We start from the raw sequence: 23700 nt of genomic DNA, 5'->3' as shown, positions 1-23700 counted from the left end.
CGACATTCACGACAACTGATATGCTCCTCTGAAGTAGCCGGTTTATTTATTAATCCTGCCTACTTAAAGGGGAGCTTGTTTAGGGCTTTTCGTTATTTGTGATACGGTTCACCGTATCACTTTAAAAGCGAAATAGAATACGCACATACTTCCCTAAAATAAAAGTCGTTTACATTTAAATATTATTTTGAGATTTTACATAAAACCTTCGGAGAAATTCTCAACTGATTCAAAATACAAAGCCACCTTATCTCAAAGGATAAGGTGGCTAGGGACTTTTAGCAAGCTACGCAAGCTTGACACGCCGTCTTGGCTATTCGTTATTATATGTATTAATTTTAACCTATATTCGCGCTGAAGTCAATCCATTCTAGATCCATTCATTTATTTTTGAATTTCCCATCCTCTCAAACAATGCCAGAGTAATATCATCATTACCATACTTAGTTTCATTAATCCAAAAATCGTGTAAAAATAACTTTATTTCTGATAAATCAATATACATTTTTAATACTTTTAATACATCGAATAATTTAATTACATATTGTGATCTCATAGGTGATAGGTGCAAGTCAGAGATCAGATGGTTATTTACTTTTAAACTTTGGGACGTTCTGAACCGATTAACCAGTTCAAAATGCGCACAGGAGTTTCGTAGCTCTCTAATTATCTCTAAAGAGTTTAAGAACTTCTCCTTCTCGTAGGGCTTCAAATGAAAGTCTCTTAAGACCGCATCAAGTGTACGTTTTTTTAATCCATACATTAAGACAATCAAATCGTTTAACATTAAAGTTTTAATAACAACCCAGAACGGTGGATTATTATATTCATTAATATATGAAAATTTCAACTTACAATCGTCAATATAGTTTAAACCTTGTATTGTTTCTTCTCTTTGTATATTTAAATTGAGGGATACAGTTGACCCAGAGGTTGTACTTACTGTATGCAGTGCAGCTAAAAGTGTTCTTTGGTTTGAATTATAGAACATACAGTTGCCCGCTTTTACTTCTCTTATCGAAGAAGATCCAAAGCGACCAGTAAAGACTCCTTTTAATATAGTCTTCGAAGGTAGATACGTTACAATTCCATTAAATGTACCTCTAAATTTCCCTCTATACTTATAATTACTTCTAAATAATTTATGAGTTTTATCTTGGTTATTGGAATCGTAAAAATAATTCACATATTGTTTTGGTCCATCAGTTGATCCCGGTATATTATAATAATTTATATCTATATAATTATTATTTTCTGCTAAAGTTGAGCAATGATTCTTACAAAAGTGATATGAGATTGTTGTTTTTAATTTTGTTTCAAACTCTGATATTTTCTTTAATATTAAACTTGAGAATTGTTTGTCAAAATCATATAATCTTAAAAAATTATCAAATGACTTTTTAGTATATTTCTTAGGCAAATGTTTCGAGTCATCAAGTAATAATGTCTCATGACCATTTATAAGATCAAAATAATTCTTTTCTTTAAGATGTTCTTTAGCAGAACCAAAATTATTAATCTGCAAACCTCTATTTTTTAATAATCGAATCTGATCAAAGATAGTATTAAATGCTTTGTCACTTGGCACCAAATCCCCCCCTTCTACCTATTTTACAAAACTTTATTGTCTATTAATAGACAATATAAGTTTAACAATAATTTTCGCCCTACTTATGGTACGGTTCATTCCGATTTATCTTCACCGCACGATAAATCTGCTCCACCAGCACCAGCCGCATCAACTGGTGCGGCAGGGTCATGCGCCCGAAGCTCAAGCGCTGCTTCGCGCGGCGCAGTACCTCATCGGAGAGCCCATGGCTTCCTCCGATGACAAACACGACATGGCTCGTCCCATACGTGCCGAGCTTGTCGATCTCTGCTGCCAGCTCCTCGGAACTCCAGAGCTGGCCGTCCAATGCGAGCGCAACGACATGCGCCTCGCTCTTCACATGCGCGAGGATGCGTTCACCCTCGCGCTCCTTCACCGCCCGCACCTCAGCTTCGCTCAGGGTGTCGGGCGCCTTCTCATCTGCGACCTCGATCATCTGAAACTTGATGTACGGGGCAAGTCGCTTGGCATATTCCTGAATGCCGAGCGTCAGATATTTTTCCTTCAATTTGCCTACGCCAATAATCTGAATGAACATAAAACCATTTCCTCCTCATGATCCAATCCTGTATGTATCTATTTATGAACGGTGCTTCCCCGCACCTATGATCTCAATGATGAAACCCGCATCCACTACCGAACCTCTCACACCTTATACAGCCTCATGTACATGTTTTGTCCAGCTAGCAAACCTCACGCACCTTAATACGAGGAAGTAAGGGCTCTATACAGTTCATTTCTGGCAAATAGCGTGTATACGGTTCGTTAACCCCGCATATTGGCCCAAATCAACCCATTTAAAATGTCTCAGGTTCCTTACATTACGCTTCAAAGAATGACTCTCCCTACCCGACTTCACCCACAGACAGCAGATACCGCCATCTCCTCATTCCCCGAAAACACAAAAAGAGCGCTCCGACACGCTCTCCTTGCTTCTTGCCTGTGATGTTCATACCGGATGGCAGGCGAGCGAGTGCATCCATAAGGGACGCCTCTGCTGCGGATGCCTACTCAGTACGCTAGACGACGAGATACTCGGCCTTTTGTTCGCACTCGGCGCACTTCGCAGGCGGGTCCCAATCGGCAAATTCCGTCTCCTTCAGATCAACAATATCCGGAGCGTCCTCATACTCATCGACAAACATGTCAATGGCAATGTCCACGTGTTCTTTGCATACAACGTACATCCGTTCAAGCATCCTTTCTGTAACCAGCTATGCTCCCGATTCACAACCGCTTATCCATATAGGATAGCCACTTCTCTGTTCTATCACACCTGGGGTGGAAAAGAAACCCCTATCCCTCATTTATCGTGTTTAACCCCCAATAATCTTCCCCAACCGGCACGAATCAAACCAAAAAAGCGTTCCTTTTTCGACACTATTCCATGTCCCTAAGAAACGCTCCTATGATTCCATACAACAACGCTTATTTACGCTTCAGACACATTCGTTCTCCAGTCCAAGTTCCTTACTTCAATCCCGATTGTGCCTTGGTCAGCAGCTTGCCGCTATGGAACGCCAGAACTGCGTTGGCGCCCAAATCACCAGAACCCTTATAATTATAAACCACTGAATTTTCCGCCTCACTCAGGGCCTCACCTTCACCGCCAACGATCTCTTTCACTTCATCATACGTCATACCCACCTCAATCTTTTCGTATTGGGCAAACGTAATAAGCACGCCATCTCCCTTGCCTGCAGATCCGTTGTCTCCTGCAAGAGCAGATTCAGTTCCACCCGCATCATTTACCGCTGTCACCGTGCTGTTCAGCTCGTCCAGCTTCTTCTCCAGCTCTGCAATCTTCTCATCCTGTTCTACGCTCTTCTCACCTTGTGAGGCAAGCTGCTTCTCCAGACCTGCAACTCGTCCCTCCAAACCGCTGTTATCCGCAGATCCGGATGAAGACACCTCAGACCCACACGCAGACAGTACGGACAATGACAGCAGTAATGCCGCTCCTCCGAGCGATTTTTTCACCAAATGTTTCATCGAAATAAGCTCCCCTCTTCCAAACTGGTCATTCCAATCCAGCCACGACAAATGCATGTTACTCGCATAATCGAACAACTTGGCACGTATTGAAATAGTCTATCATAGCCTTCACCTGCTGTAACTGAGACTTTGGCTCTGGTTCAATCCGCTTATGGATAGGAAAATAAAAAAGTCCCCGATTCATGTCAGAAGGTTCTACCATTCCAATGAATGATGTGCCGCTTCTTCCACAAGCAGAGGACTTCTTAGCAAATCTATTTCCGATTACCTTTACTCCGGTTTATCCGTCAGCTTCACCGACACCTTCTCGGCATTGCCGTCCCGGTAAAAGGTCACTTCAATGGTATCGCCGATCTTCTTCTCATCGTACAGATATTTCCGCAGATCGAGCGTAGAGGTAATTTTTTGCCCGTCAAATTCCGTAATGACGTCATTGAGCTTCAAGCCCGCTTCAGATGCCGGACCAGATGCTTCAAGCACCACCACACCGCTGTCGACGTGAGATGGCAGCTTCAGATCTTTGCGCTGCTCGTCATCCAGTGGAGCATATGGATTGCTGAGATCGACGGTGTACACGCCCAGGTATGGACGGGATACTTTGCCGTTCAGCAGCAGCGAATCCACGGTTTTCATCACTTCGTTCATCGGAATCGCGAAGCCCAGGCCCTCAACACCTGTGTCCGAGATTTTCATCGTGTTGATGCCGACCACTTTCCCATTCAGATCGACCAGCGCACCTCCGCTGTTTCCTTCGTTGATCGCTGCATCGGTCTGGATCACATTCTGCTCCCAGTCATATACACCATCCTGATTAATGGATACCGGCAGAATGCGGTCGGTATAACTGACAATACCGGATGTCAGCGTGCCACCCAGACCAAGCGGATTCCCGATCGCGAGTACTGTCTGACCACGCTGAAGCTTGCTGGAATCACCAATCTCCGCTACTGGTCCAATGCCTTTGGCGTCTTCTACCGACATCACTGCAATGTCACTTACGCGGTCTTTGCCGACCAGTTTCGCCTTGTGCGTTTCGCCTTCGACGGTCACGATCTCCAAATCACTTGCCCCTTCGACTACGTGATGGTTGGTCATGATATAGGCCTTGCCATCTTCCTTCTTGAAAATGACACCTGACCCGAGCGCCGAGTCTTCCATGGACAGGCTGCCACCTGTCTTATGGTTCACAATGCTCACCACCGAAGGACGTACCTCAGCTGCCGCCTGAATAATCCGGTCGTATGGGTCAGCGGTCTGCGCCGCCTGCACATTACTCCCGTTTCCACCATTGCCTGTCGCGTTAGCAAGAGGGATGGATGCAGGCTGCATAATGAAGCTGAACAGCGTAACGGTCACGATGGAACTGATTACCGAACTAATCACTGCTACCTTCACGGTGGAGCTGATGCCTGAGCGCGATCTGCGCGGATTTTGCCAGCGGTCCCGCCCACCGGGACGGATAATCTGAAGTTTGCCTTTCTGTACAGGCTCGGCGCGTCTTGATACTTTGGTTGAATAAAAATCGTCTCCGAACAATCCCATCGTGATCCTCTCCCCTTCGTTGTCACGCATCCAGATCCTGACTGCCGCCTGAACATTCTGGCATGGCCAACGATGGTGTTCTCACATAGCCTACTCCGCCGACAGATGAACCTTTCGAGCGCTGTTACTCAAATTTCCTTATTCCAAGGTGAAAATTTGTTCACAGCCGTATGCTCCCCAACCAGCTTTCTTTCAGAAAACTTTCAGGCGAACACTTCGTTTCTCCAGGTCCCTTCTGTCGTCTCCGTTACGTGAAGACCCCAACGGTTTTCCATGCTCTCTAGCATTTTTCAAGGTTGTTTTGCATATCGCTGCATCCCCGCTATCCCGAAATGAAGCGTCTATGTACAACAGAACGGGCACTCCCATCCTGTCCGTGACTCTATCAGCAACGTTCTCGTATTCTACGACATGCCAACTTCCCGAACAAACAAGCCTATTTCCAAGGCTCCATATATACTAAACACGCCAAATTCAAAAAAGTTGCATATTTACGAAGATTGACGCAAATTTCTGCTAAAACGGACTTACCAATAACGGACCTACAATAAAACGTCCATAGTAACTATCACCACAAAATCCGGTTCGCTAAGCGCACTTTTACCAATTTCCTAAGAACTTTTTCAGTTCATGAAGCTACAGATTTCAGCATACACGCCTAGCAATTCAAATTATAGCGGCAAAAAGAGGAATGTTTTCCATCCAGCCTGACTACAATAATAGTAAAAGACCAATTCGAAGGTTCATAGAAGGAGGTTTTACTTATGGAACGCACACGTACCCTCACAGCCATGGATGAGGTTCATATGGCGGCCAAGCTGGCCGATCTCAAAGAAGAACATTACCGTAACACTCTAGCGCTAAGCACCATCATCGAGCTGTTGATTGACAAAGGCATTCTGACCCGCGAGGAAGTGGAACGCAAAGCCGCCGAGCTCGACAGCTTTATGGCTCACCCACCCTATCCCATGGCGTAGGACGGTCATAATACGTATCACAGAGTTTGAATTCATGATCCTTATAAAAACAACCCCGGCTCTCCATGGCTTCACGCACGGTCATTTTCGCCAAATCCATCATATTGTGATCCCGGCTGAGATGTGCCAGATACGTGCGCTTGATGCGTCCGTTCATCAGCTCACTGAGCGCTGCCCCTGCCGCTTCGTTCGACAAATGCCCGATGTCGCTCAGAATGCGGCGCTTGGTGTTCCATGGATACCGCCCCATGCGCAGCAATTCGACATCATGATTTGCCTCCAGCACCAGCACATCGGAATCTGCGATCGCATCGCGAACCTTGTCGCTCATATATCCGAGGTCTGTTGCAACGGACAGCTTTTCACTCCCATCATCGAACGTGTACCCCACCGGTTCCGCTGCATCATGGGAGATGCCGAAAGACTCCACGCGCAGAGAGCCAAAATCATGCTGCTCCCCCGTCTCAAACACCCTCCGGTTTTCCTCTGGAATCGCCCCAACCGACTTCTCCAGCGCCGCCCACGTATTCGTATTCGCATAGATTGGTAAATTATATTTCCGAGACATCGCGCCTAGTCCTTTAATGTGATCGGAATGTTCATGTGTAACCAGAATCCCGTCCAACTCGGTTCCTGAAATCTCCCGTTCCAGAAACAATGCCTCTAGCCGCTTCGCACTAAGGCCCGCGTCAATCATGAGTGATGTGCCCCCATGCTGTATGACCGTGGCGTTCCCTGTCGAACCGCTGGATAACACCGTAAAATATATCCCCATAACGCATTACTCCCCTGATTTGTCTGTCTTGGGACTGAATACATCCCCACTGATGCCCTGCACGTACAACACTTCGCCACTTTCCAGCACGAACCGCCATGCCGGCATCGCTACCTGCATATCTGAATTAAACAACTGGCCGTAATAGCCCAGCTGAATGTCTTTGACAATCGCATCGTTTGGCAAAAAGTTCTCGATCAGCGTTCCCAGCGCTTTGGGCGCCGGAAGCACCTGCTGATCGCTCTCCTCTGCGGTTGTAATCCGCACCGGAGTCTGACGATAACCCGTAATTTTCTGATCGCTGTAGAACAGCTCCAGACTGACATTGAAGAGCGGCCATTTCCCATCGACAAGCGGATGAAGCACAAAGGCCCCATCCTCTGTCATCAGCTGATCCAGCCGATATGTGCCGATCTGCGGAATTTCGCTCGCCAGCACGTCCTCCAGCTCCCTCTGCGAGAAGATCAGCTTACTGTCCACCGGCTGCTCAAGCTCGACCTGAATCCCTGTCTTGTCCTCTTCAACAAACTCATAGGACAGCTTCGGCAGCTTCGGCGTTTCGTTCGGAATGGGAGCCAGCACCTGGATGCCCTTCTCTTCCATCGCCTGCTGCGTATTATCTGCCAGCGAGGTGAAGTCCAGATTGGCTCCGGCCGTCTCCCGCGCATCCATCCAGATCTGATAACCCAATACCAGATTCAGCAGCAGGAAGGCATAGATCAACACATTTTTCGCCCGTCCCCAATCCAAAACGTTCACCTCCCTAAGTCATATATCTGAAATACTTTTTAAATTGGCCTACACTTTCACCGGATTTGGCCCGTTCATAGCCTTTGCACTTTGAAGTTACAGGATCTAGCGAATCTAGCGCATGCTATTAGATCCCATTTTCACAGATCTGTGGTTTAACGAATTACAGAGATGTTATTTCGTATATCTGCAGATTTTAACGCTGTTTTCTACCGTATAACGCCACTAAGATTCGTTAAACTTTGCATTCCGTAATAATCGGCCTTTTAAGGTGCTGTCGATTCGTTAACGCTTGATCCGAGGAAATGTTACTTCCAAGGCAGCCTTGTAACAGCGATCGGAAGGTTGTTCTGACCGCGTAGTCGCCCAGTGTAGCAAACTTGATGTTTAATGGCTATAACCTATCAAGATACGGTAGTCTCCTCTCCATTGCTGAAGCGGATAACCCATACCGGGATCAGCTTCAGCCCACCCTCAATGGTCGATGGGCGATACGCCGGGTACACATCTACTACCTGGCGGCTCTCACCAGCTACCTTCTGGATCAGTGCCTTCAGCTTGTCCCCACCAGGCAGCTTCACGGACTTCTTCGTCTCGGCACCTTCATTCAGGTATTCCAGCGAGCGTTCATAGCTGGACACCGTTTCTTGCTGCATCTCCATACTTATTGTGCCGAAGCGGAACTGCACCGAATCCATGATCGGGAAGCTGCCGTAATATTGCTGGAACTGAAGCTGCGTCTTGTTGTCCGCAGTGTCCAGCATCATGCGCGAACGGCCCTTCCAGCCGCCATGCTGATTTACAAAATCCACGGCAGACAGTGCGTCCTTCGCCGCATCAATCTGTCCTGCAGGCGGAGCCGCCGGATCAGTATAGCTGATCCAGCGCTGATCCTGCTTCACTTGCAGACTTCGTTTACTGTCCGTATAAATCTCCGATCCATCCTTTTCCCGAATATTCCGGGTCATGCTGGGATCGAAGAACAGGCTGCGCTGCATCTGCTCCACAGTGAACTGTCCTGTCGGCACATCTGCCTCAACCGCATCCAGCGCTTCCGCCGGAATGTAATATCCACCGTCCATCAACGTATATGGCGTCCAGTTCGTACCGAAGTCGACATGCTGCTGCACGTCCTGTACCGTCAGGTCGGCCTGAGTTGCTTCGTAGACTACATCACCTTTGGCGCTGAAGAACAGCGCATGGGCTTTCGTTTCATTTTTCGCCGTATAGATCGAGATCCGATTAATCGTTTCCCCTTGGAACAGGGAGTCCGTACCAAGCCGCATCACGCGCTGCAGCAGGGCAACCGGAATGCCTTCCTTGAACGACAGCTCAATGCCGGGGTTGTCCTTGCGGATTTGATCCCAGTTTACAGACTGTACGGTACGCCGCTGAAAATCATCGAACGTCCGACCTTGCAGACGTGAATAGATCAGCTGATAGAAGGTATTCCCTGGGTAAAACACGGTATGTTTGTCCTCTCCGAGATGAATCATCATCTGATCGGGGAAGATCAGCTCTTCAATATCGCGCTCCTGACCCATGTTCTCGGTCTTCACATAGTTCGTCTCTGACGTCACAATTGAATCCCCGCCACCAGGCAAACGATAGATCAGGAAGTAACTCTGCACCAGACTGGCAGCAACGAGAGAAGCGAGCACCAGGGATTTAATCCGTTCCTTCAAGGTGCTCACCTCCTTCTTCACGCATTGGCAGTGTGAATGTTACGGTTGTACCCACATCCACCTCGGACTCCAGAGAAATGGTCCCATCATGAGCCCTGACAATTTCCCGGGCAATGGATAGCCCTAATCCTGTACCACCCATACTGCGGGAGCGAGCCTTGTCCACCCGATAAAACCGTTCAAAAATACGATCCAAATCCCGCTGCGGGATTCCCATTCCCGTATCCGATACCGAGATGGCAAGTGTATGTGCATCGCTGCGTCTGGCAGCAATCGTAATCGTTCCGCCCTCCAGCGTATACTTCAGCGCATTGGACACGACATTGTCCAGAACCTGATCAATCTGGTCCCGATCGAGCGGCACTTCAGGAATGCCATTCTCCACCGATAACACGGGTTGAATATCTTTCTGATGCATCTGGAACGAGAATCGGTCTGTTACCTCCTCCAGCATGTCCATAATGTCTGTTGGCTGTTTGCGCAGCAGGGCTTCCTTGGAGTCGAGCCGGGACAGATGCAGCAGATCGGTAACCAGCCGTATCATACGCTCCGTCTCATTCTGAATCACGCCAACGAATCTCCCCGCCAGCTGCGGATCTTCAAGTGCTCCATCATCGAGCGCTTCTGCATAACTCTTAATCGTCGTCAGCGGGGTGCGCAATTCATGCGATACATTCGCAACAAACTCGCGCCGGGATGCCTCCAGCTCTTCCTGCTCGGTGACATCCTGAAGCACGGCAATCGTTCCGGTAATACCCAGCTCACGACGATGAACCGGCGTAAATGTCATGCGAATGACTACAGGGTCCTCCTGTCCGGCTGGTGCGATCTGCAGCAGCGTTGAACCCGTAAAACCACTCGCAAGAGCTTCCGCATCCTCCGGATCAATACCGAGCAGGACGGCAAAATGCCTTCCTTCAATATCCACAGGGCGCATACCCAGAATGCTGCTGGCGCGGCGGTTGACCAGAATGACTTTGCCATACTCGTCGGTCGCAACCACACCATCACTCATGTTCGTCAAAATGGACGTCAGCTTCTCTTTCTCCTCTTCGTTCTGAGAAAGTGCGTCCCGCAAGCGACTGGTCATGTAGTTGAAGGCCCGACTCAGCTGTCCAATCTCATCCGTGCCGAATACTGGGGTCTGCTGATCGAAGTTGCCTTCCGCAACCGCTGTTGCCCTGCGGGTGACTTCCTTGATGGGCTGCGTGATCGTATGCGACAAAATGACGCCGAGCACCGCGGTTAACACCAGGGCGATCAGAATGCCGGAGATAAAAATTTTATTGATTCCCTCCATGGTGGAATACAGTTCATTCATGGAGGCGGCAATGTAGACCGCGCCGATGATCTTGCCGCCGGACATGACCGGCTTGGCAACGACCTTTTTGCGGACATTGTCCTCATCTACAATGTATTCCTCGTTATCCCGGATGCCTTGCAGCGCACGGCTGACAACGGTCTGGGTATTTTTGCGACCCACATAATCGGAATGTGAACTCAGGGAAGTGGTTAACACTTTGCCACTGGCATCAAGCACCTGAATCTCGGCACCGTTAATGTTGAACAGATTGTTCACCAGTACGCGCAGATTTTCCGTTTTGTCCTCACCAGCCTCTGCTTCTCCGCCGGCCATGGTCTCACCCACGAGAACAGACAGCATCTCCGCTCGTGCCTGTAAATCCTCAGTGAAGTTGCTCGTCAGTGAGTTCTTCATCGCACTTACAAAATAAACGCCGATCAATTGCATCGCAATCAGAATCAGCAGTACATAGATAATAATCAGTTTCGCCTGAATCGTTCGGAAGAACGAGAATCGCGAGAATCGCCCCATTATATCCCCACGCTTTTGGGACTGCGCACGAGATAACCCAGCCCGCGGCGAGTCAGAATCGTTTCCGGTTTGCTCGGATTCTCCTCAATCTTCTCGCGCAGACGACGGATCGTGACATCCACGGTACGTACATCCCCGAAATATTCATACCCCCATACTGCCTGCAGCAGGTGCTCCCGTGTCATGACTTTGCCGGAGTTCTTCGCCATATAATAAAGAAGCTCATACTCACGGTGAGTCAGATCGAGCGGTTCTCCGCCTTTGTAAGCTGTATACATGTCCATATCAAATGCCAGATCAAACAGCCGCATGACCTGCTTCTCATCGTCCTCCGGTGCTTCGGCGGTCATCGCAGGCTTTTGCCGTCTGCGCATCTGTGCCTTTACCCGTGCGAGCAGCTCGCGCGTACTGAAAGGCTTGGTCACATAATCGTCCGCACCCAGTTCCAGCCCGAGCACTTTGTCGATCTCTCCGTCCTTTGCCGTCAGCATAATAATCGGCATCTCCAGATGAGTTCGTACCTCGCGGCACACATCCATGCCGTCTTTACCTGGCAGCATCAAGTCCAGCAGCATCAGATCCGGTTTCTCGGATAACGCCAGTTCAACTGCACGAATGCCATCAAAAGCGCAGATGACCTCGTACCCCTCTTTTTCCAAATTAAACTTCAGAATGTCCGCAATGGGCTGTTCATCGTCCACCACCAAAATCTTCCCCTGCATCGGCTGTATTCACCCCTATATCCTGCTTGATCCGCCCTGGCGGTCTTTATCTCTTTTTGAACTTATCTTATATAGAATATGACTCTAACTATTTTATCTGTAATGATACCTTTACTGTATAGTTTAACATACCTGAAGGACACTCACATCCCGATCCGTCGATCCAAATGCTACAAATTGAAAATATTTTACAGCATGAAAAAACAAGGCCGGCATCTCAGCCAACCTTGCTTCTGATTACTTGTATTTAATTGAGGTAAGTCATCGGATTCTCTGGCGTTCCGTTCTTGATGATCTCGAAATGCAGATGCGTTCCGGTCGAACGACCCGTGTTGCCCATAACGCCGATGCTCTCCCCTTTTTCAACCACTTGTCCAACCTTCACGCCAATGCTGTCGAGGTGGCCATACAGTGTTTCATATCCGTTACGATGGTTAATGATAATGACATTGCCATACCCGCTCTTCTGTCCTGCAAAAGTAACCACGCCTTCATCGGCCGATTTTACATCCCGGTTACCTACCAGATCGACACCTTTGTGCTGACGACCCCAGCGTTGTCCGAAGCTGCTGCTCATGGTTGCGTTCGATACCGGCCAGGCAAATTCGCCTGTACCCTCACCGACCACTTTGGTTCCGCTCAGCACCACTTCCGTAACAGCTGCCTTGATCACTTCCTGGCCCAGCCATTCTTCCTTGATGACTTCACCATTTTCCTTGGTTACACGATATTGCATGCTTTTTAATCCGCTTTGTCCAGGACGTACCACTTTCGTTGTGCCCGCTTTTAACTCAGCACTCTTCCGCACTTCGACCTGTGGTTTAATCTCGATTTGCTCCACAACCTGCTCTACCGATTTAACCGTAACTGCCGGTTTAGGCACGGTCAGCGTAAGCTCGTCCCCGATTTGCAGCGACGTTTCCTTGATGCCCGGATTGTTTGCGCGAATCTCACTTTGTGTAATCTCATACTTTGCAGCGATGGAAGAGATCGTATCTCCTTCACGCACGACATAAGTTACGGGCGCATCTTTACCAACGGTTAAAGCTTTAACCGCCTCGGATACATCCCATATTTTGTTTGGATCCGCTTTGACTGCCTCTGTCGCCACATCTTCCTTGATGTCCACCGACTTCAGCGTTGTGCTTGGCCCCTCCGCTTTGCTGGATGAGTTTGCCGATACCGACTTCGTCTTGAGCGAACTGCGCACAGCCGATGCCGATATGTATTTGTTCTGCACCTGTTCAAGAATAGCATCTGCTGTTGCCTGGTCTTTCACAATGCCAATAACTTCGCCATCGATCTTGAGTTCCACACCTTTTGCATATGCAGTCAGCATGTCATCCAGTTTGTCCAGCGTCTCTTCGCTGTTCACTTCAGGCTTGTACGCTTTTACCGTTTCGGTCGTGATGCCATCTGTGTTCAGCACCATTTCCGCTTCAGGATATTTATTTTGGTATTCCTCGGTTTTGTCTGCAAATAGTTTCTGGAGCTGCGCTTCATCCGTAATGCTGCCAATCTCGTTCCCTTTGACCATTACCTTATAATAGGGAACCGTGTTTGCAGCAACGTACTGCTTGCCTGCGAATCCGATCGATGCAGCGATGATCACACCGCATGCCGCTGTTATGATCCATTTACGCGAGGCCAGAACGCGCTTTTTATTCACACTGAAGTTGGACATGCTCATGTTGTTTTTGTCTTCGGCCGTCCGGTGTTCTCCGGATTGTTCGTGTACCCGGTTTTTGCCCGGTTGGCGTATGCCTCTGAAACCTTTCATGATTCTCTCCTTTTCAGCACTTCTCAGTTCGCATTTCTGTCAAGACACACCCATCCGTGTCTGTCTCATGTCTGTCGATATTTGTACTTGGGTGTCCGCAAATCAGGACTTTAGCTGCGCTCATAAAAGTGTCAAAATTTTAACCTTTTATCACACCCGTATACTTTAACACAGGTTTTACATTCATTTCAACTCTACCCGTCACACCTTAAAACCAAGCCCCGCTTGGTTTTCCTGGATTACCCATAACATGGCAGCAAAATATTCTTACCCATTATGCCTCCGATTCAGGTATACTATGTAGTTTCGATCTAGTTTTAAGACTAGGTTCTAAGACCCACAATAAGGTGAAATTATTTTCATAAAAACACAATCAAAAATCCCTCACCAGATGTTCTCCAGTAGGGATTTTGTAAACTTGAAATAGGTAGATGAACTTGATTGCTCTCTTAGTCTCTTAGCGTGAGAATGGTGGAACTATATAAACTCACTTTAATGAGTATTAGTGACGATCACTTATTCAGCTTGGAGTACTTCCATCAGGTTATCGTATTCCTCACTGGTCAGATACTTCGAAATTACTTGTTCAATGTCACGTAATTCCTGCTCGGTCAGGCCATCTTCCATGGCTCCCGAGATTTGCTGCATTTCATTTTGGGGCAGCTTGGCCATAAGCAGACTGAAGATCTTCTCCTTTTCCTCCAGTGGCAGCTTGTCTTTTGTTCCCGTAATATCATCTGGTGATACCACTATCGTATCATTGCCTGAAGAAGCAGAATCGCTGGAGCTTTCGCTTGTACCATTGCCAGCAGCTGTACTACTTCCACTATCGGTAACACCTTCTGAAGGCTTATTGGTTTTTGCATCTACGCTGTCTGTCCCCGTGCTATTGCTCTCGTTTCCACCCGCAGAGGCAGATCCCTCTGCTTCATTTGAAGCATCATCTGTATTAGATGCACCATTTCCGGTACCTGTACCACTACTGTCTGTTCCATTCCCCATCACCGAAATGGCGTCCTCTGGAACCTGTTCTTCTTCGGCTCCGGCCGGCTGATCGGTTGTTCCTGAGCCGGGTTTGTTCTCCTCGCTCGCTTTGCCACCCAAGGCACCCTGGAACATGGCTGTTAACCCCAGCGGCTGACCTTCCCACTCAATATTGAAGCTCGCCAGCAGCGATTTTACATATGACTGTACAATTAATCCGGTCGTCAGTAAGGTCAATGAGCTAACCAGCATGACGGTAAGTACAATTTTGACAAACCATTGAAGCAACTTCATCCCTGTTCTCCTCCTCCGATTTTCCAACCTGCCTGCAGTGAGCACGCCAGGTCGTGACTATACTGTTAATCAGTATTGACGGAAATCTCGGGATTATATCAGGAAATATGCGAAAAACCCCAGTCATCGCTATTCAGGCGACAACTGGGGTTCTATGAATTCACTCTACATTACACGTAAATTGGAAGAACTTGATTCGTTTGCTCACGGTTACGACCTACGGAGAAGATGGCGATGGGAATGCCTGTCAGCTCGGAAACACGTTTCACATAGTTCTGTGTGTTCACAGGCAGATCTTCGAGTTTCTTCGCTCCAGTGATATCTTCGCTCCAGCCAGGCATCTCTTCGTATACCGCTTCACATTCAGCCAGCATTTTCAGACTAGCCGGGTAGTGTGTGATAATCTCTCCGCGGTATTTGTATCCTGTGCAAATTTTCACCGTTTCAAGACCCGTCATAACGTCCAGCGAGTTCAGGGACAATCCCGTAATTCCGCTGACCCGACGAGCATGACGAACAACAACACTGTCAAACCAACCAACACGACGCGGACGTCCGGTTACCGTACCGTACTCATGTCCTGTCTCACGGATTTGGTCACCCACTGCATCATGCAGCTCGGTTGGGAATGGGCCGTCTCCTACACGTGTTGTGTAAGCTTTCGCTACCCCAATAACTTGCTGAATACGAGCAGGGCCTACACCGGAACCGATACATACACCACCTGCAGATGGGTTCGATGAAGTAACATATGGATACGTTCCTTGGTCCAGGTCCAACATCACACCTTGTGCACCCTCAAACAATACCTTTTTGTCCTCATCAATGTAATCGTTGAGTACAACCGAAGTATCACGTACGTAAGGACGCAGAATTTCCGCATATCCCAGGTAATCTTTCAGAATTTCCTCTACATCTACAGGCTCACCGCCATAGACTTGCTCGATGATGCGGTTCTTTTCTTTTACCAGATGACGCAGTTTCAGTTCGAACTCATCCGCATCAAGAAGGTCAACCATCCGGATGCCTGTCCGAGCCGATTTGTCCATGTAAGCCGGGCCAATGCCTTTGCCGGTTGTACCGATTTTGTTCGGACCTTTGCTCTCTTCTTCCAGTGCATCCAAAACCATGTGGTATGGCAGAATAATATGCGCACGTTCACTGATGGATAGGTTTTTCGTTGTAAAGTCATTATCATGAATATAGTTAATTTCTTCAATAAGTGCCTTCGGGTTGATAACCATACCGTTACCGATTACACAAGCTTTATCCGTGTAGAAGATACCCGATGGAATCATCGTCAGTTTATATTTTTTGTTGTCGATCAGAATCGTGTGTCCTGCGTTATTACCACCTTGGTAACGAGCGACCACGTCTGCGCTTTCAGCCAAATAATCCGTAATCTTACCTTTACCTTCGTCTCCCCATTGCGTTCCCACTACAACTACCGTTGACATCGTACATACCTCCGTGGGTGCCTTGCGCACCTTTGTATTGGTCTGTCCGTCCTCTATCTCGGCAGGAATTTGAAGTGAAAATACCGGCGGAGAAGCGTGCTAACGGACAGTGAAAATCTCCCCCCGTGTTACATTGAAAGGAAGGTTTTCGCTGCTTTAACGCAGCAGTTCTAGTGTACCAGTCCCCTTTTTCAAAGTCAAATGAAATGGCGAACAATTGGTAATGGCCATACTTTAATGTTCGGAATTTGCCCTATATTCCGACGCAAAAAACCGGCGAAGCCATCAAATCTTGCTTGACGGCTAACCCCGGTTTAATTGCACGATTGGAGCTCAGGCACCATATATCGTATTTCCAACCTATTTATAAGTTTATATCAACTAGTTATTGATGATAGCAAATTCTTCTCTATGATCTAACAAAAGATACCGAATCTATCTTCTACATAGCAAAGGCATCATTATGCGCCCTCTCATAGTTAACGAACTTATTGAAGTTTTTGAGGAACACCAGCTCAACCGTGCCTACCGGACCATTACGCTGTTTGGCGATAATAATCTCGATAATATTTTTCTTCTCGGTCTCCTGGTTATAGTAGTCATCCCGGTACAGGAAAGCTACGATATCAGCATCTTGCTCGATCGAACCCGATTCCCGCAAGTCACTCATCATCGGACGTTTATCCTGACGCTGCTCTACACCCCGGCTCAGCTGGGACAAGGCAATAACCGGAACTTCCAGTTCCCGGCCAATCTGTTTCAGTGTACGCGAGATTTCCGATACTTCCTGCTGACGGTTCTCGCCCGCTTTGCCACGGCCACTGATCAGTTGGAGGTAATCGATCAGGATCATGCCAAGGCCTTTTTCTTTCTTAAGACGACGGCATTTGGCACGGATATCCGCCACCGTAATCCCTGGTGTATCATCGATGAAGATGTTTGCTTCGTTCAAGGCTGCAATGCCCATCGTCAGCTTCTGCCAATCTTCATCCCCTTTGAAATCACCCATACGCATGACACCCGCATCCAGATTGGCCTCTGCACAGATCATACGCTGAACAAGCTGCGCGGCTGACATCTCCAGACTGAATATCGCAACCGTCTCCTGCGCCCGAATGGCTACGTTCTGGGCGATATTCAGGGCGAAGGCAGTCTTCCCTACAGACGGACGTGCCGCTACAATGATCAAGTCACTCCGCTGGAATCCGGCCGTCATCTTGTCCAGATCGATAAACCCGGACGGAATACCCGTTGTGGTGCCCCTGTTCTGATGCAGTGTCTCCACACGATCGAATACTTCCATCAGTACATCCTGAATGGCAATAAAACCGCTACTGGAACGTCGGTTGGAGATCTCCAGAATACGACGCTCAGCTTCACCAAGCATGGCTGCAACATCTTCGCCGCCTGTATATCCTTCGCTGACGATCTGTGTAGCTGTACGGATCAAACGCCGCAGCATTGATTTCTCTTCAATAATCTGTGCGTAATAATCCACGTTGGCAGCTGTCGGTACACCATGAGCCAGCTTCGCCAAATAACTGACGCCGCCGATGTCCTCCAGCTCGCCTTTATCCTTCAGACGCGAAGTCAGCGTGACGAGGTCAATCGGCTGATTTTCCTCTCCAAGCTGAATCATCGCTTCAAAGATTAATTGATGGGGCTTATCATAGAAATCCTCGGTTTGCACCCGTTCCATCGCTGTAATCAGGGCCTCGCCCTGCAACAGGATTGCACCCAGCACTGCCTGTTCGGCTTCCAGGTTCTGTGGGGGAATCCGGTCGAATAACATTTCGCCGCCCATCTTACTCCTCCGTTACCTGTACCTTCAAGGTAGCCTTCACTTCAGGGTGAACCTTGACGGTTACTTGTGTTACGCCGAGTGTACGAATAGGCTCGTCCAGCTCAATTTTGCGTTTGTCCACTTTCAGCCCTTTTGCTGCCAGAGCCTCCGCAATTTGTTTGCTTGTGATTGCACCGAACAGTCGGCCGCCTTCGCCGGATTTTGCTTTCAGTTCAGTCACTTCTGCTTCCAGCTTTTTGCCGAGGGCTTCCGCTTCTGCTTTCTCTTCCTGCTTGCGTCTCTCTTCAGCCGCATTCTGGTTGTCCAGCGTCTTCATGTTGCCATCCGTAGCCGGACGTGCCATTCCCCGTGGCAGAAGGAAATTCTGTGCGTATCCCTCGGATACTTCCTTCACTTGTCCTTTTTTCCCTTGACCTTTTACATCTTTTATAAAAATGACTTTCATTCGAACAGCCCCTCTTCCTTTTCGATTTCAGCCAGTACGTCCATCAGCCGTTTTTCTGCCTCTCCAAGCGTTCCTTCCAACTGTACGGCAGCATTGGTTAAATGTCCGCCGCCACCAAGTCGTTCCATGACGACCTGAACATTCATGCGCCCCAGCGATCTCGCGCTGATGCCAATCAGTCCATCCGGTCTCTCGCTAATGACAAACGAAGCGACAACATCCGTCATGTTCAGCAATGTGTCCGCCACCTGGGCGATCATCATCTGTGAAATCTTGCTGCCAGGGTCCGTGACCGCCAGCGCAATGTTCCCGTATACCATTTTAGCATGCTTTATGATTTCTGCCTTAGCAATATATTCTGACAAATCTTCTTTCATGAGACGCTGGATCATTATGGTGTCTGCACCACTGCGACGCAGGAATCCTGCAGCCTCAAATGTCCTCGATCCAGTATGCAGTGCAAAATGCTTCGTATCCACGGTAATCCCGGCAAGCAAAGCCGTTGCTTCAAGCGGAGTAAATTGTACCTTGTCATGAATATACTGCAGGAGCTCAGTCACAAGCTCTGCCGCAGAAGAAGCGTACGGCTCCAAATAAATCAATACTGCATCATTAATAAATTCTTCCCCGCGGCGATGGTGATCCACCACCACCACGCGAGTCGCCGATTGCACAAGCTTTGGCTCCATGGTCATCGAGGCCTTATGGGTATCCACGACAACAAGCAACGTATGCTCGGTCATCATCTGGGTCGCCTGCTCGGGTGACACAAAGGCTTTGGATAATTTCTCATCCTTGTTCACCTGTTCCATCATTCGTTCAATGGACGGGTTGGGTCCATCAAGCACAATGCGTGCCTCTACATTGTATAAGCTGGCAGCCTTCCATACCCCGATGGAGGCTCCGATCGCGTCCATATCAGGCATCTTATGTCCCATGATAAGCACTCGATCGCTCTCCTGCATCAAATCACGCAAAGCGTGGGCGATAACCCGTGCTCTAACCCGTGTGCGTTTCTCCACGGCATTGGATTTCCCGCCATAGAAGGATAGGCGCTGCCCCGACTTCACAGCAGCCTGATCGCCACCGCGTCCAAGCGCCATATCCAAACTCGACTGTGCCAGCTCTCCCATCTCACTGATGGTATCCGAGCCAAATGCGAGTCCTATACTTAGGGTCATTGGAACTTTGAGATCTGCCGTCATTTCCCGCACTTCATCCAGAATGACAAAACGGCTCTGTTCCAGCTCCTGCAGCGACTTATGATTCAGCATCATCAGATAGCGGTCCGAAGACAGACGGCGTAAATATACTTCATACCTTTTCGCCCAGGAGGTAATCTCGCTCGTTACACGCGCGATAAGCGCAGTCCGCTGCTGATCATCCATCCCTTGTGCTGCCTCGTCCAGGTTATCCAGCACAAGAATACCCAGTGCAATGCGTTCATTTTCATATTTGTCGCGCAAAATTGCGAGCTCTGTGATCTCGTAAACATATACATACCGCTCCTGCGGATTATGGATAACGCCATAGAACCGGTCATCCAACTGGAACTCGTCATGAAGCTCCTTGGCCGGTTCCTTGGTTCCATCTTTTTTTTCTTTGGGCTGAGGAAGTTTTGGGAAAAGGTTCTGCAGCGGATTGCCCACCATTGTCTTTTCCTGAAACATTTCCCCGACGAAGCGGTTATGCCACTCTACCGTACGATCCTCGCTGTACAGCACAATCCCGAACGGGAGCATGCTGATCGCTTCCCCCTCCATTCGCTTGATCCGAATGGACAGGCCGTTAATATAGTCGTTAAGCTCACGGCGGAACGCCAGCTCCGCCTTTATCATGACGATTCCCAGCGCCGAAGCCAGTATCAGACTAATCAAACCAAGCGCCCAGTTATAGATGGTTACGAACATAACAAGCAGAAGCAGCAGTATGAACGCCCATACGGTATAGTAGCCGTGCCAGCGTTTCTTCAGAAATTTAGGCATGACTGATCCACCCTATCGTTTTGGTCTCGATATTGCCTCGCGAAGCGGGAACGCCAGATCGATAATCCCGATAATCCGAAGCGGCCCAATGAAGAAGACCGCAACCGCCAGCAAATACGGTATAACCGGATTCCACTTCTTCGCATGTGCCAAAAAGAAGAAGAAGCCGATGGCTTGAATCATGAAGCCCAGATTGATCAGGGGCGACAAATTCATCGCAATCATGGTCCAGTACGTTCCGTCACTCTGTCTGGAGATGACCTCGAAGAGCAGTGCCAGGAAATAATACCAGATCAGGGCACGGGGCATACGCCATTCGCGTGCAGGCGGCAGCTTCGATACGGTTACACCCATCACATTCAGAATAGGACGAGCAATAACATGTGTAATAAGCGACATCACCATCGATGTCACAACCAAAGCAAACGGAATCATGAGCTGTGTCTGCCTAGCAACATCCTGAGTCATTTCAGGCGTCCACACAAACCCATTGACCATTTGGTTGGACGTGTTGGAAAGTGGTTCAATCGTAAGCCTAACCACATCATCAATGTAACTCGACAGATCGAATTGGAAGATGACACTTCCGATCAGTAAGAGCAGCAGGTACTCTGCCAGCATGGCCCCGGTACCCGACAATAATGCGAACAAGGCTGATTTCCTTTTCTTATACGCATTACCCATAATGATTGCAGGCAGGGTAAACAGCAGTAACAGTAATAGATAAATCGGATGAAACACAACTAATATGACCGCTACCGGAACAAGATGCCATATAAACGATTTCACAGATAAGGAAGCATACAAAATAACGCCGGGTACCATCATGAAAAATATGGCGAGAACCGATAAAGGAGTTAACAGCGAAAGCAGCAAGAGCAGATAAACCGCGCTCCAAACGGCTGACTTAAAGCTAAATTTCAACAAATTCACCTCTTACGCATATGATCTTCTAGCGCGGATATATCCTGGTACCAGTCTTCAAGCTGGTGACCTTCCGATTTGTGCTTTTTCAACTTCTCAATTAACAATGCATCCAGATCCTTGAAGGGAATACCGAGCCTGCGGCCCAATATGTAACTACTCATCATCAGACTTGCGAGACTGTCCCCGATTCGGGAGGTACTGCCTTCCCACAATGCTTTGAACAATCGGGATACCTGGTCAAGTACTTCGGTTTTCAGCCATTCAATCACTTTAGCGCGTTTGGCTACATCCAGTTCTTTAGGCATATTGGCGAAAGTCACTCTCCCCGAAAAAGCTTTATTCTCCATTATAGCATAAAAAGGGGGTCCACAAAATCATCCCCCATGGCAGGACCTGCCCGCTCTTCTTATGCATTTCCTCATGCTTAACATGATACTGAGAGGCTCTGATTATCCGCGTTCACTCAACCTTAATTTCATTTCAAAAGGGCTTACTTGGCTTTCATGGATTCTTTGGACACAATACCTTCACAATACTCGATGATCTGACTACGCCGCACAATCCCGATAAATCGTTCCATATCATCAACTACAGGTACAAAATTCTGAACCTTGGCCAGATTGATTAAGTCTTCCATGTTGGCATCAATGGAAACCGGTTTAATGTCGAGGCGAAGGGGTACATCTTTAAGTAAAAATTTTGAAGCGTTTTCAAATGTAATCTTTCCCTCAGCATTCTTCATATACCACAGCAGATCACCTTCGGTTACCGTTCCTATATACTTGCCTTCCTTATTCAAAATGGGTACCGCCGTAAATCGGTGATATTCCATGCGTTCCAACGTTTGCCGCAGAGTAGAATCCGACGTTACACATGTAACCTCTTGCTTAGGCAGCAAAAAAAATGCGATGTTCATACCCTTACGTATCCTCCTTGTGTATTTCTCGTTCAAGTCATGCCTCAACTTATATTATACGGATCAAAACGCAAGATGTTCCAAAAGGTTGAAATCGCCTTTCCAATGAAAAAAACAGCAGCCCGCTCATAAACGTACTGCTGATTGCTGTCATGTACACAGTGCCTGTATGGAATTAATTATTCGATCGCTTGCCGGTCGGGAATCATGACTTCACCGGCTGGGGTCGATTGATCCATCCAGTTGTTAATCAGCTCTTTGGCATATTGGACATCCTTCTCATCCGCTTGACCGTAATAGATGCCGTCTTTCCGCATTCCCTCGCCGAGAATGGTGAAGCTCGAAATTTGTGGCTTATCCTGAGTCATGACCTGTTTGGCCAAATCGGTAATAAAAGATGGCTGCATATCCGTCTGGAAATTCTCTCCCATGATCTGAATCAATTCCGGGATCTTCGTGATCTGATTCAAACTAAGCATTTCATTCGCCATGGCGTTCAGGAAAATCTGCTGCCGTTTAGTACGGTTAAAATCACTGTCTTCGCGGTATCTTACATAATACAGGGCTTCCTGGCCGTCATAGATCGGCTTTCCGCCTTCAATCGTGAACTGCACATGATTGGGATCCTTGTTCACAATGTCCTCTTCAATCGGCAGCTTGATACCACCAAGTGCATCAACAACCTTTTTAATTCCGTCAAAATTAATCGTTGCATAATAACCTACATCCGCATCGAGGAACTTCTCCACCGTGTTGATGGACATATTCTCCCCTCCGAAAGCGTAGGCATGCGCGAGCTTGTCATAATCATCTACGCCATCCTTGTCGGCATCACGTCCAACAATCTGTACGTAAGTGTCACGGGGAATGGATACGAGCAAAACACGCGATTCCTTTGGTCTGACGACGGCATAAATCACCGTATCCGAGCGGCCCCGTGTTTTCTCGTAAGCACGTTTGTCTGAACCGAGCAGCAGTACAGAAAACGGCTCTTTACGATAAACAGTCGGATCAGGCGTTTTATTACCTTCCTGCGGAACATATGACTTCGACAACTGACCCTCTACGGAGCCTGCCAGGAACAGATCAAATGCAGCTACAGCCAGCTGCTGGCGAAACAAATACCCTCCAATCAACAGAACAACGAGAGACACGAGAGTTATATATATGCCTTTTCTTCTTTTCTTCTTCTTTTCTTTAGTTCTGCTTTTCATTCATC

At 48.0% G+C, this 23700-nt stretch carries 22 protein-coding genes; 1 reads left to right on the top strand and 21 read right to left on the bottom strand.

Features of this window, described 5'->3' with window-relative positions:
* Window positions 1–370: 370 nt before the first annotated feature.
* From AAIH57_RS20135 to AAIH57_RS20110, 6 genes are all read right to left on the bottom strand, one after another.
* Window positions 371–1588, bottom strand: a complete 1218-nt coding sequence (locus AAIH57_RS20135) for an Abi family protein (protein ID WP_175397033.1) — start codon at window positions 1586–1588, stop codon at window positions 371–373.
* A 79-nt stretch (window positions 1589–1667) separates the two neighbouring features.
* Window positions 1668–2147 carry a 23S rRNA (pseudouridine(1915)-N(3))-methyltransferase RlmH gene (gene rlmH, locus AAIH57_RS20130; protein WP_095362209.1) on the bottom strand — a complete coding sequence of 160 codons (480 nt, stop codon included), beginning with the start codon at window positions 2145–2147 and terminating at the stop codon, window positions 1668–1670.
* Between the two features lie 307 nt (window positions 2148–2454).
* Complete coding sequence (locus AAIH57_RS20125) at window positions 2455–2592, bottom strand: hypothetical protein (RefSeq protein WP_430022759.1); 138 nt, start codon at window positions 2590–2592, stop codon at window positions 2455–2457.
* A 36-nt stretch (window positions 2593–2628) separates the two neighbouring features.
* On the bottom strand, window positions 2629–2796 hold the full coding sequence (locus AAIH57_RS20120; RefSeq protein WP_063870633.1) for a CxxH/CxxC protein: 168 nt from the start codon (window positions 2794–2796) through the stop codon (window positions 2629–2631).
* Window positions 2797–3079: 283 nt separating this feature from the next.
* Window positions 3080–3601: a hypothetical protein gene (locus tag AAIH57_RS20115; RefSeq protein ID WP_430022758.1), complete on the bottom strand. Its 522-nt coding sequence runs from the start codon at window positions 3599–3601 to the stop codon at window positions 3080–3082.
* Between the two features lie 273 nt (window positions 3602–3874).
* On the bottom strand, window positions 3875–5146 hold the full coding sequence (locus AAIH57_RS20110; protein WP_175397034.1) for a S1C family serine protease: 1272 nt from the start codon (window positions 5144–5146) through the stop codon (window positions 3875–3877).
* Window positions 5147–5910: 764 nt separating this feature from the next.
* Here AAIH57_RS20110 and AAIH57_RS20105 point away from each other — a divergent pair.
* Window positions 5911–6123 (top strand): hypothetical protein, encoded by a 213-nt coding sequence (locus tag AAIH57_RS20105; RefSeq protein WP_095290595.1) that lies wholly within the window; start codon window positions 5911–5913, stop codon window positions 6121–6123.
* Here AAIH57_RS20105 and AAIH57_RS20100 read toward each other — a convergent pair.
* The 15 genes from AAIH57_RS20100 to AAIH57_RS20030 form a co-directional block, all read right to left on the bottom strand.
* A complete protein-coding gene (locus AAIH57_RS20100; protein ID WP_175397035.1) occupies window positions 6092–6898 on the bottom strand; it encodes an MBL fold metallo-hydrolase in 807 nt (268 codons plus the stop codon). The two genes, AAIH57_RS20105 and AAIH57_RS20100, sit on opposite strands and share 32 nt — an antisense overlap.
* Window positions 6899–6904: 6 nt before the next feature.
* Window positions 6905–7648, bottom strand: coding sequence for a two-component system regulatory protein YycI (gene yycI, locus AAIH57_RS20095; protein WP_175397036.1), 744 nt, complete (start codon window positions 7646–7648; stop codon window positions 6905–6907).
* A 404-nt stretch (window positions 7649–8052) separates the two neighbouring features.
* Window positions 8053–9333, bottom strand: coding sequence for a YycH family regulatory protein (locus AAIH57_RS20090; RefSeq protein WP_175397037.1), 1281 nt, complete (start codon window positions 9331–9333; stop codon window positions 8053–8055).
* Window positions 9317–11167 carry a cell wall metabolism sensor histidine kinase WalK gene (gene walK, locus AAIH57_RS20085; protein ID WP_430022757.1) on the bottom strand — a complete coding sequence of 617 codons (1851 nt, stop codon included), beginning with the start codon at window positions 11165–11167 and terminating at the stop codon, window positions 9317–9319. The genes AAIH57_RS20090 and walK overlap by 17 nt, the downstream gene beginning before the upstream one ends.
* Entirely contained in the window at window positions 11167–11889 is a 723-nt protein-coding gene (yycF, locus tag AAIH57_RS20080; RefSeq protein ID WP_175397039.1) for a response regulator YycF, read from the bottom strand. The genes walK and yycF overlap by 1 nt, the downstream gene beginning before the upstream one ends.
* A 247-nt stretch (window positions 11890–12136) precedes the next feature.
* Entirely contained in the window at window positions 12137–13669 is a 1533-nt protein-coding gene (locus AAIH57_RS20075; protein ID WP_430022756.1) for a peptidoglycan DD-metalloendopeptidase family protein, read from the bottom strand.
* Between the two features lie 516 nt (window positions 13670–14185).
* Window positions 14186–14947 (bottom strand): hypothetical protein, encoded by a 762-nt coding sequence (locus tag AAIH57_RS20070; protein ID WP_175397041.1) that lies wholly within the window; start codon window positions 14945–14947, stop codon window positions 14186–14188.
* Window positions 14948–15117: 170 nt separating this feature from the next.
* Complete coding sequence (locus AAIH57_RS20065) at window positions 15118–16404, bottom strand: adenylosuccinate synthase (protein ID WP_175397042.1); 1287 nt, start codon at window positions 16402–16404, stop codon at window positions 15118–15120.
* A 442-nt stretch (window positions 16405–16846) separates the two neighbouring features.
* On the bottom strand, window positions 16847–18208 hold the full coding sequence (gene dnaB / locus AAIH57_RS20060) for a replicative DNA helicase (RefSeq protein ID WP_175397043.1): 1362 nt from the start codon (window positions 18206–18208) through the stop codon (window positions 16847–16849).
* A 1-nt stretch (window position 18209) separates the two neighbouring features.
* The gene (gene rplI, locus AAIH57_RS20055) at window positions 18210–18653 is read right to left on the bottom strand and encodes a 50S ribosomal protein L9 (protein WP_175397044.1); all 444 of its coding nucleotides are present in this window, start codon (window positions 18651–18653) and stop codon (window positions 18210–18212) included.
* Window positions 18650–20638, bottom strand: a complete 1989-nt coding sequence (locus AAIH57_RS20050) for a DHH family phosphoesterase (protein ID WP_413036561.1) — start codon at window positions 20636–20638, stop codon at window positions 18650–18652. The genes rplI and AAIH57_RS20050 overlap by 4 nt, the downstream gene beginning before the upstream one ends.
* A 12-nt stretch (window positions 20639–20650) precedes the next feature.
* Window positions 20651–21571 carry a DUF2232 domain-containing protein gene (locus AAIH57_RS20045; protein WP_430022755.1) on the bottom strand — a complete coding sequence of 307 codons (921 nt, stop codon included), beginning with the start codon at window positions 21569–21571 and terminating at the stop codon, window positions 20651–20653.
* Entirely contained in the window at window positions 21568–21870 is a 303-nt protein-coding gene (locus AAIH57_RS20040) for a MazG-like family protein (protein WP_175397097.1), read from the bottom strand. Before AAIH57_RS20040 ends, AAIH57_RS20045 begins: the two co-directional genes overlap by 4 nt.
* Before the next feature lie 185 nt (window positions 21871–22055).
* Window positions 22056–22481 carry a CBS domain-containing protein gene (locus AAIH57_RS20035; RefSeq protein WP_153980486.1) on the bottom strand — a complete coding sequence of 142 codons (426 nt, stop codon included), beginning with the start codon at window positions 22479–22481 and terminating at the stop codon, window positions 22056–22058.
* A 179-nt stretch (window positions 22482–22660) separates the two neighbouring features.
* Window positions 22661–23695 (bottom strand): LCP family protein, encoded by a 1035-nt coding sequence (locus AAIH57_RS20030; protein ID WP_413036562.1) that lies wholly within the window; start codon window positions 23693–23695, stop codon window positions 22661–22663.
* Window positions 23696–23700: the final 5 nt, after the last annotated feature.

It is taken from the genome of Paenibacillus sp. MABNR03, assembly GCF_050455445.1.
In the GTDB taxonomy this organism is placed as follows: domain Bacteria; phylum Bacillota; class Bacilli; order Paenibacillales; family Paenibacillaceae; genus Paenibacillus; species Paenibacillus xylanilyticus.
The sequence above is the reverse complement of the archived record's forward strand: the minus strand, read 5'-3'. Positions and strand labels throughout refer to the sequence as shown.

Coding starts and splice junctions, on each gene's coding strand:
- AAIH57_RS20065 (WP_175397042.1), bottom strand. CDS start 16,404: ATGTCAACGGTAGTTGTAGTGGGAACGCAATGGGGAGACGAAGGTAAA.
- walK (WP_430022757.1), bottom strand. CDS start 11,167: ATGGGGCGATTCTCGCGATTCTCGTTCTTCCGAACGATTCAGGCGAAA.
- AAIH57_RS20120 (WP_063870633.1), bottom strand. CDS start 2,796: ATGTACGTTGTATGCAAAGAACACGTGGACATTGCCATTGACATGTTT.
- rplI (WP_175397044.1), bottom strand. CDS start 18,653: ATGAAAGTCATTTTTATAAAAGATGTAAAAGGTCAAGGGAAAAAAGGA.
- AAIH57_RS20105 (WP_095290595.1), top strand. CDS start 5,911: ATGGAACGCACACGTACCCTCACAGCCATGGATGAGGTTCATATGGCG.
- AAIH57_RS20050 (WP_413036561.1), bottom strand. CDS start 20,638: ATGCCTAAATTTCTGAAGAAACGCTGGCACGGCTACTATACCGTATGG.
- AAIH57_RS20035 (WP_153980486.1), bottom strand. CDS start 22,481: ATGAACATCGCATTTTTTTTGCTGCCTAAGCAAGAGGTTACATGTGTA.
- yycF (WP_175397039.1), bottom strand. CDS start 11,889: ATGCAGGGGAAGATTTTGGTGGTGGACGATGAACAGCCCATTGCGGAC.
- AAIH57_RS20040 (WP_175397097.1), bottom strand. CDS start 21,870: ATGCCTAAAGAACTGGATGTAGCCAAACGCGCTAAAGTGATTGAATGG.
- AAIH57_RS20100 (WP_175397035.1), bottom strand. CDS start 6,898: ATGGGGATATATTTTACGGTGTTATCCAGCGGTTCGACAGGGAACGCC.
- AAIH57_RS20075 (WP_430022756.1), bottom strand. CDS start 13,669: ATGAAAGGTTTCAGAGGCATACGCCAACCGGGCAAAAACCGGGTACAC.
- AAIH57_RS20110 (WP_175397034.1), bottom strand. CDS start 5,146: ATGGGATTGTTCGGAGACGATTTTTATTCAACCAAAGTATCAAGACGC.
- rlmH (WP_095362209.1), bottom strand. CDS start 2,147: ATGTTCATTCAGATTATTGGCGTAGGCAAATTGAAGGAAAAATATCTG.
- dnaB (WP_175397043.1), bottom strand. CDS start 18,208: ATGGGCGGCGAAATGTTATTCGACCGGATTCCCCCACAGAACCTGGAA.
- AAIH57_RS20070 (WP_175397041.1), bottom strand. CDS start 14,947: ATGAAGTTGCTTCAATGGTTTGTCAAAATTGTACTTACCGTCATGCTG.
- AAIH57_RS20030 (WP_413036562.1), bottom strand. CDS start 23,695: ATGAAAAGCAGAACTAAAGAAAAGAAGAAGAAAAGAAGAAAAGGCATA.
- AAIH57_RS20125 (WP_430022759.1), bottom strand. CDS start 2,592: ATGGATGCACTCGCTCGCCTGCCATCCGGTATGAACATCACAGGCAAG.
- AAIH57_RS20115 (WP_430022758.1), bottom strand. CDS start 3,601: ATGAAACATTTGGTGAAAAAATCGCTCGGAGGAGCGGCATTACTGCTG.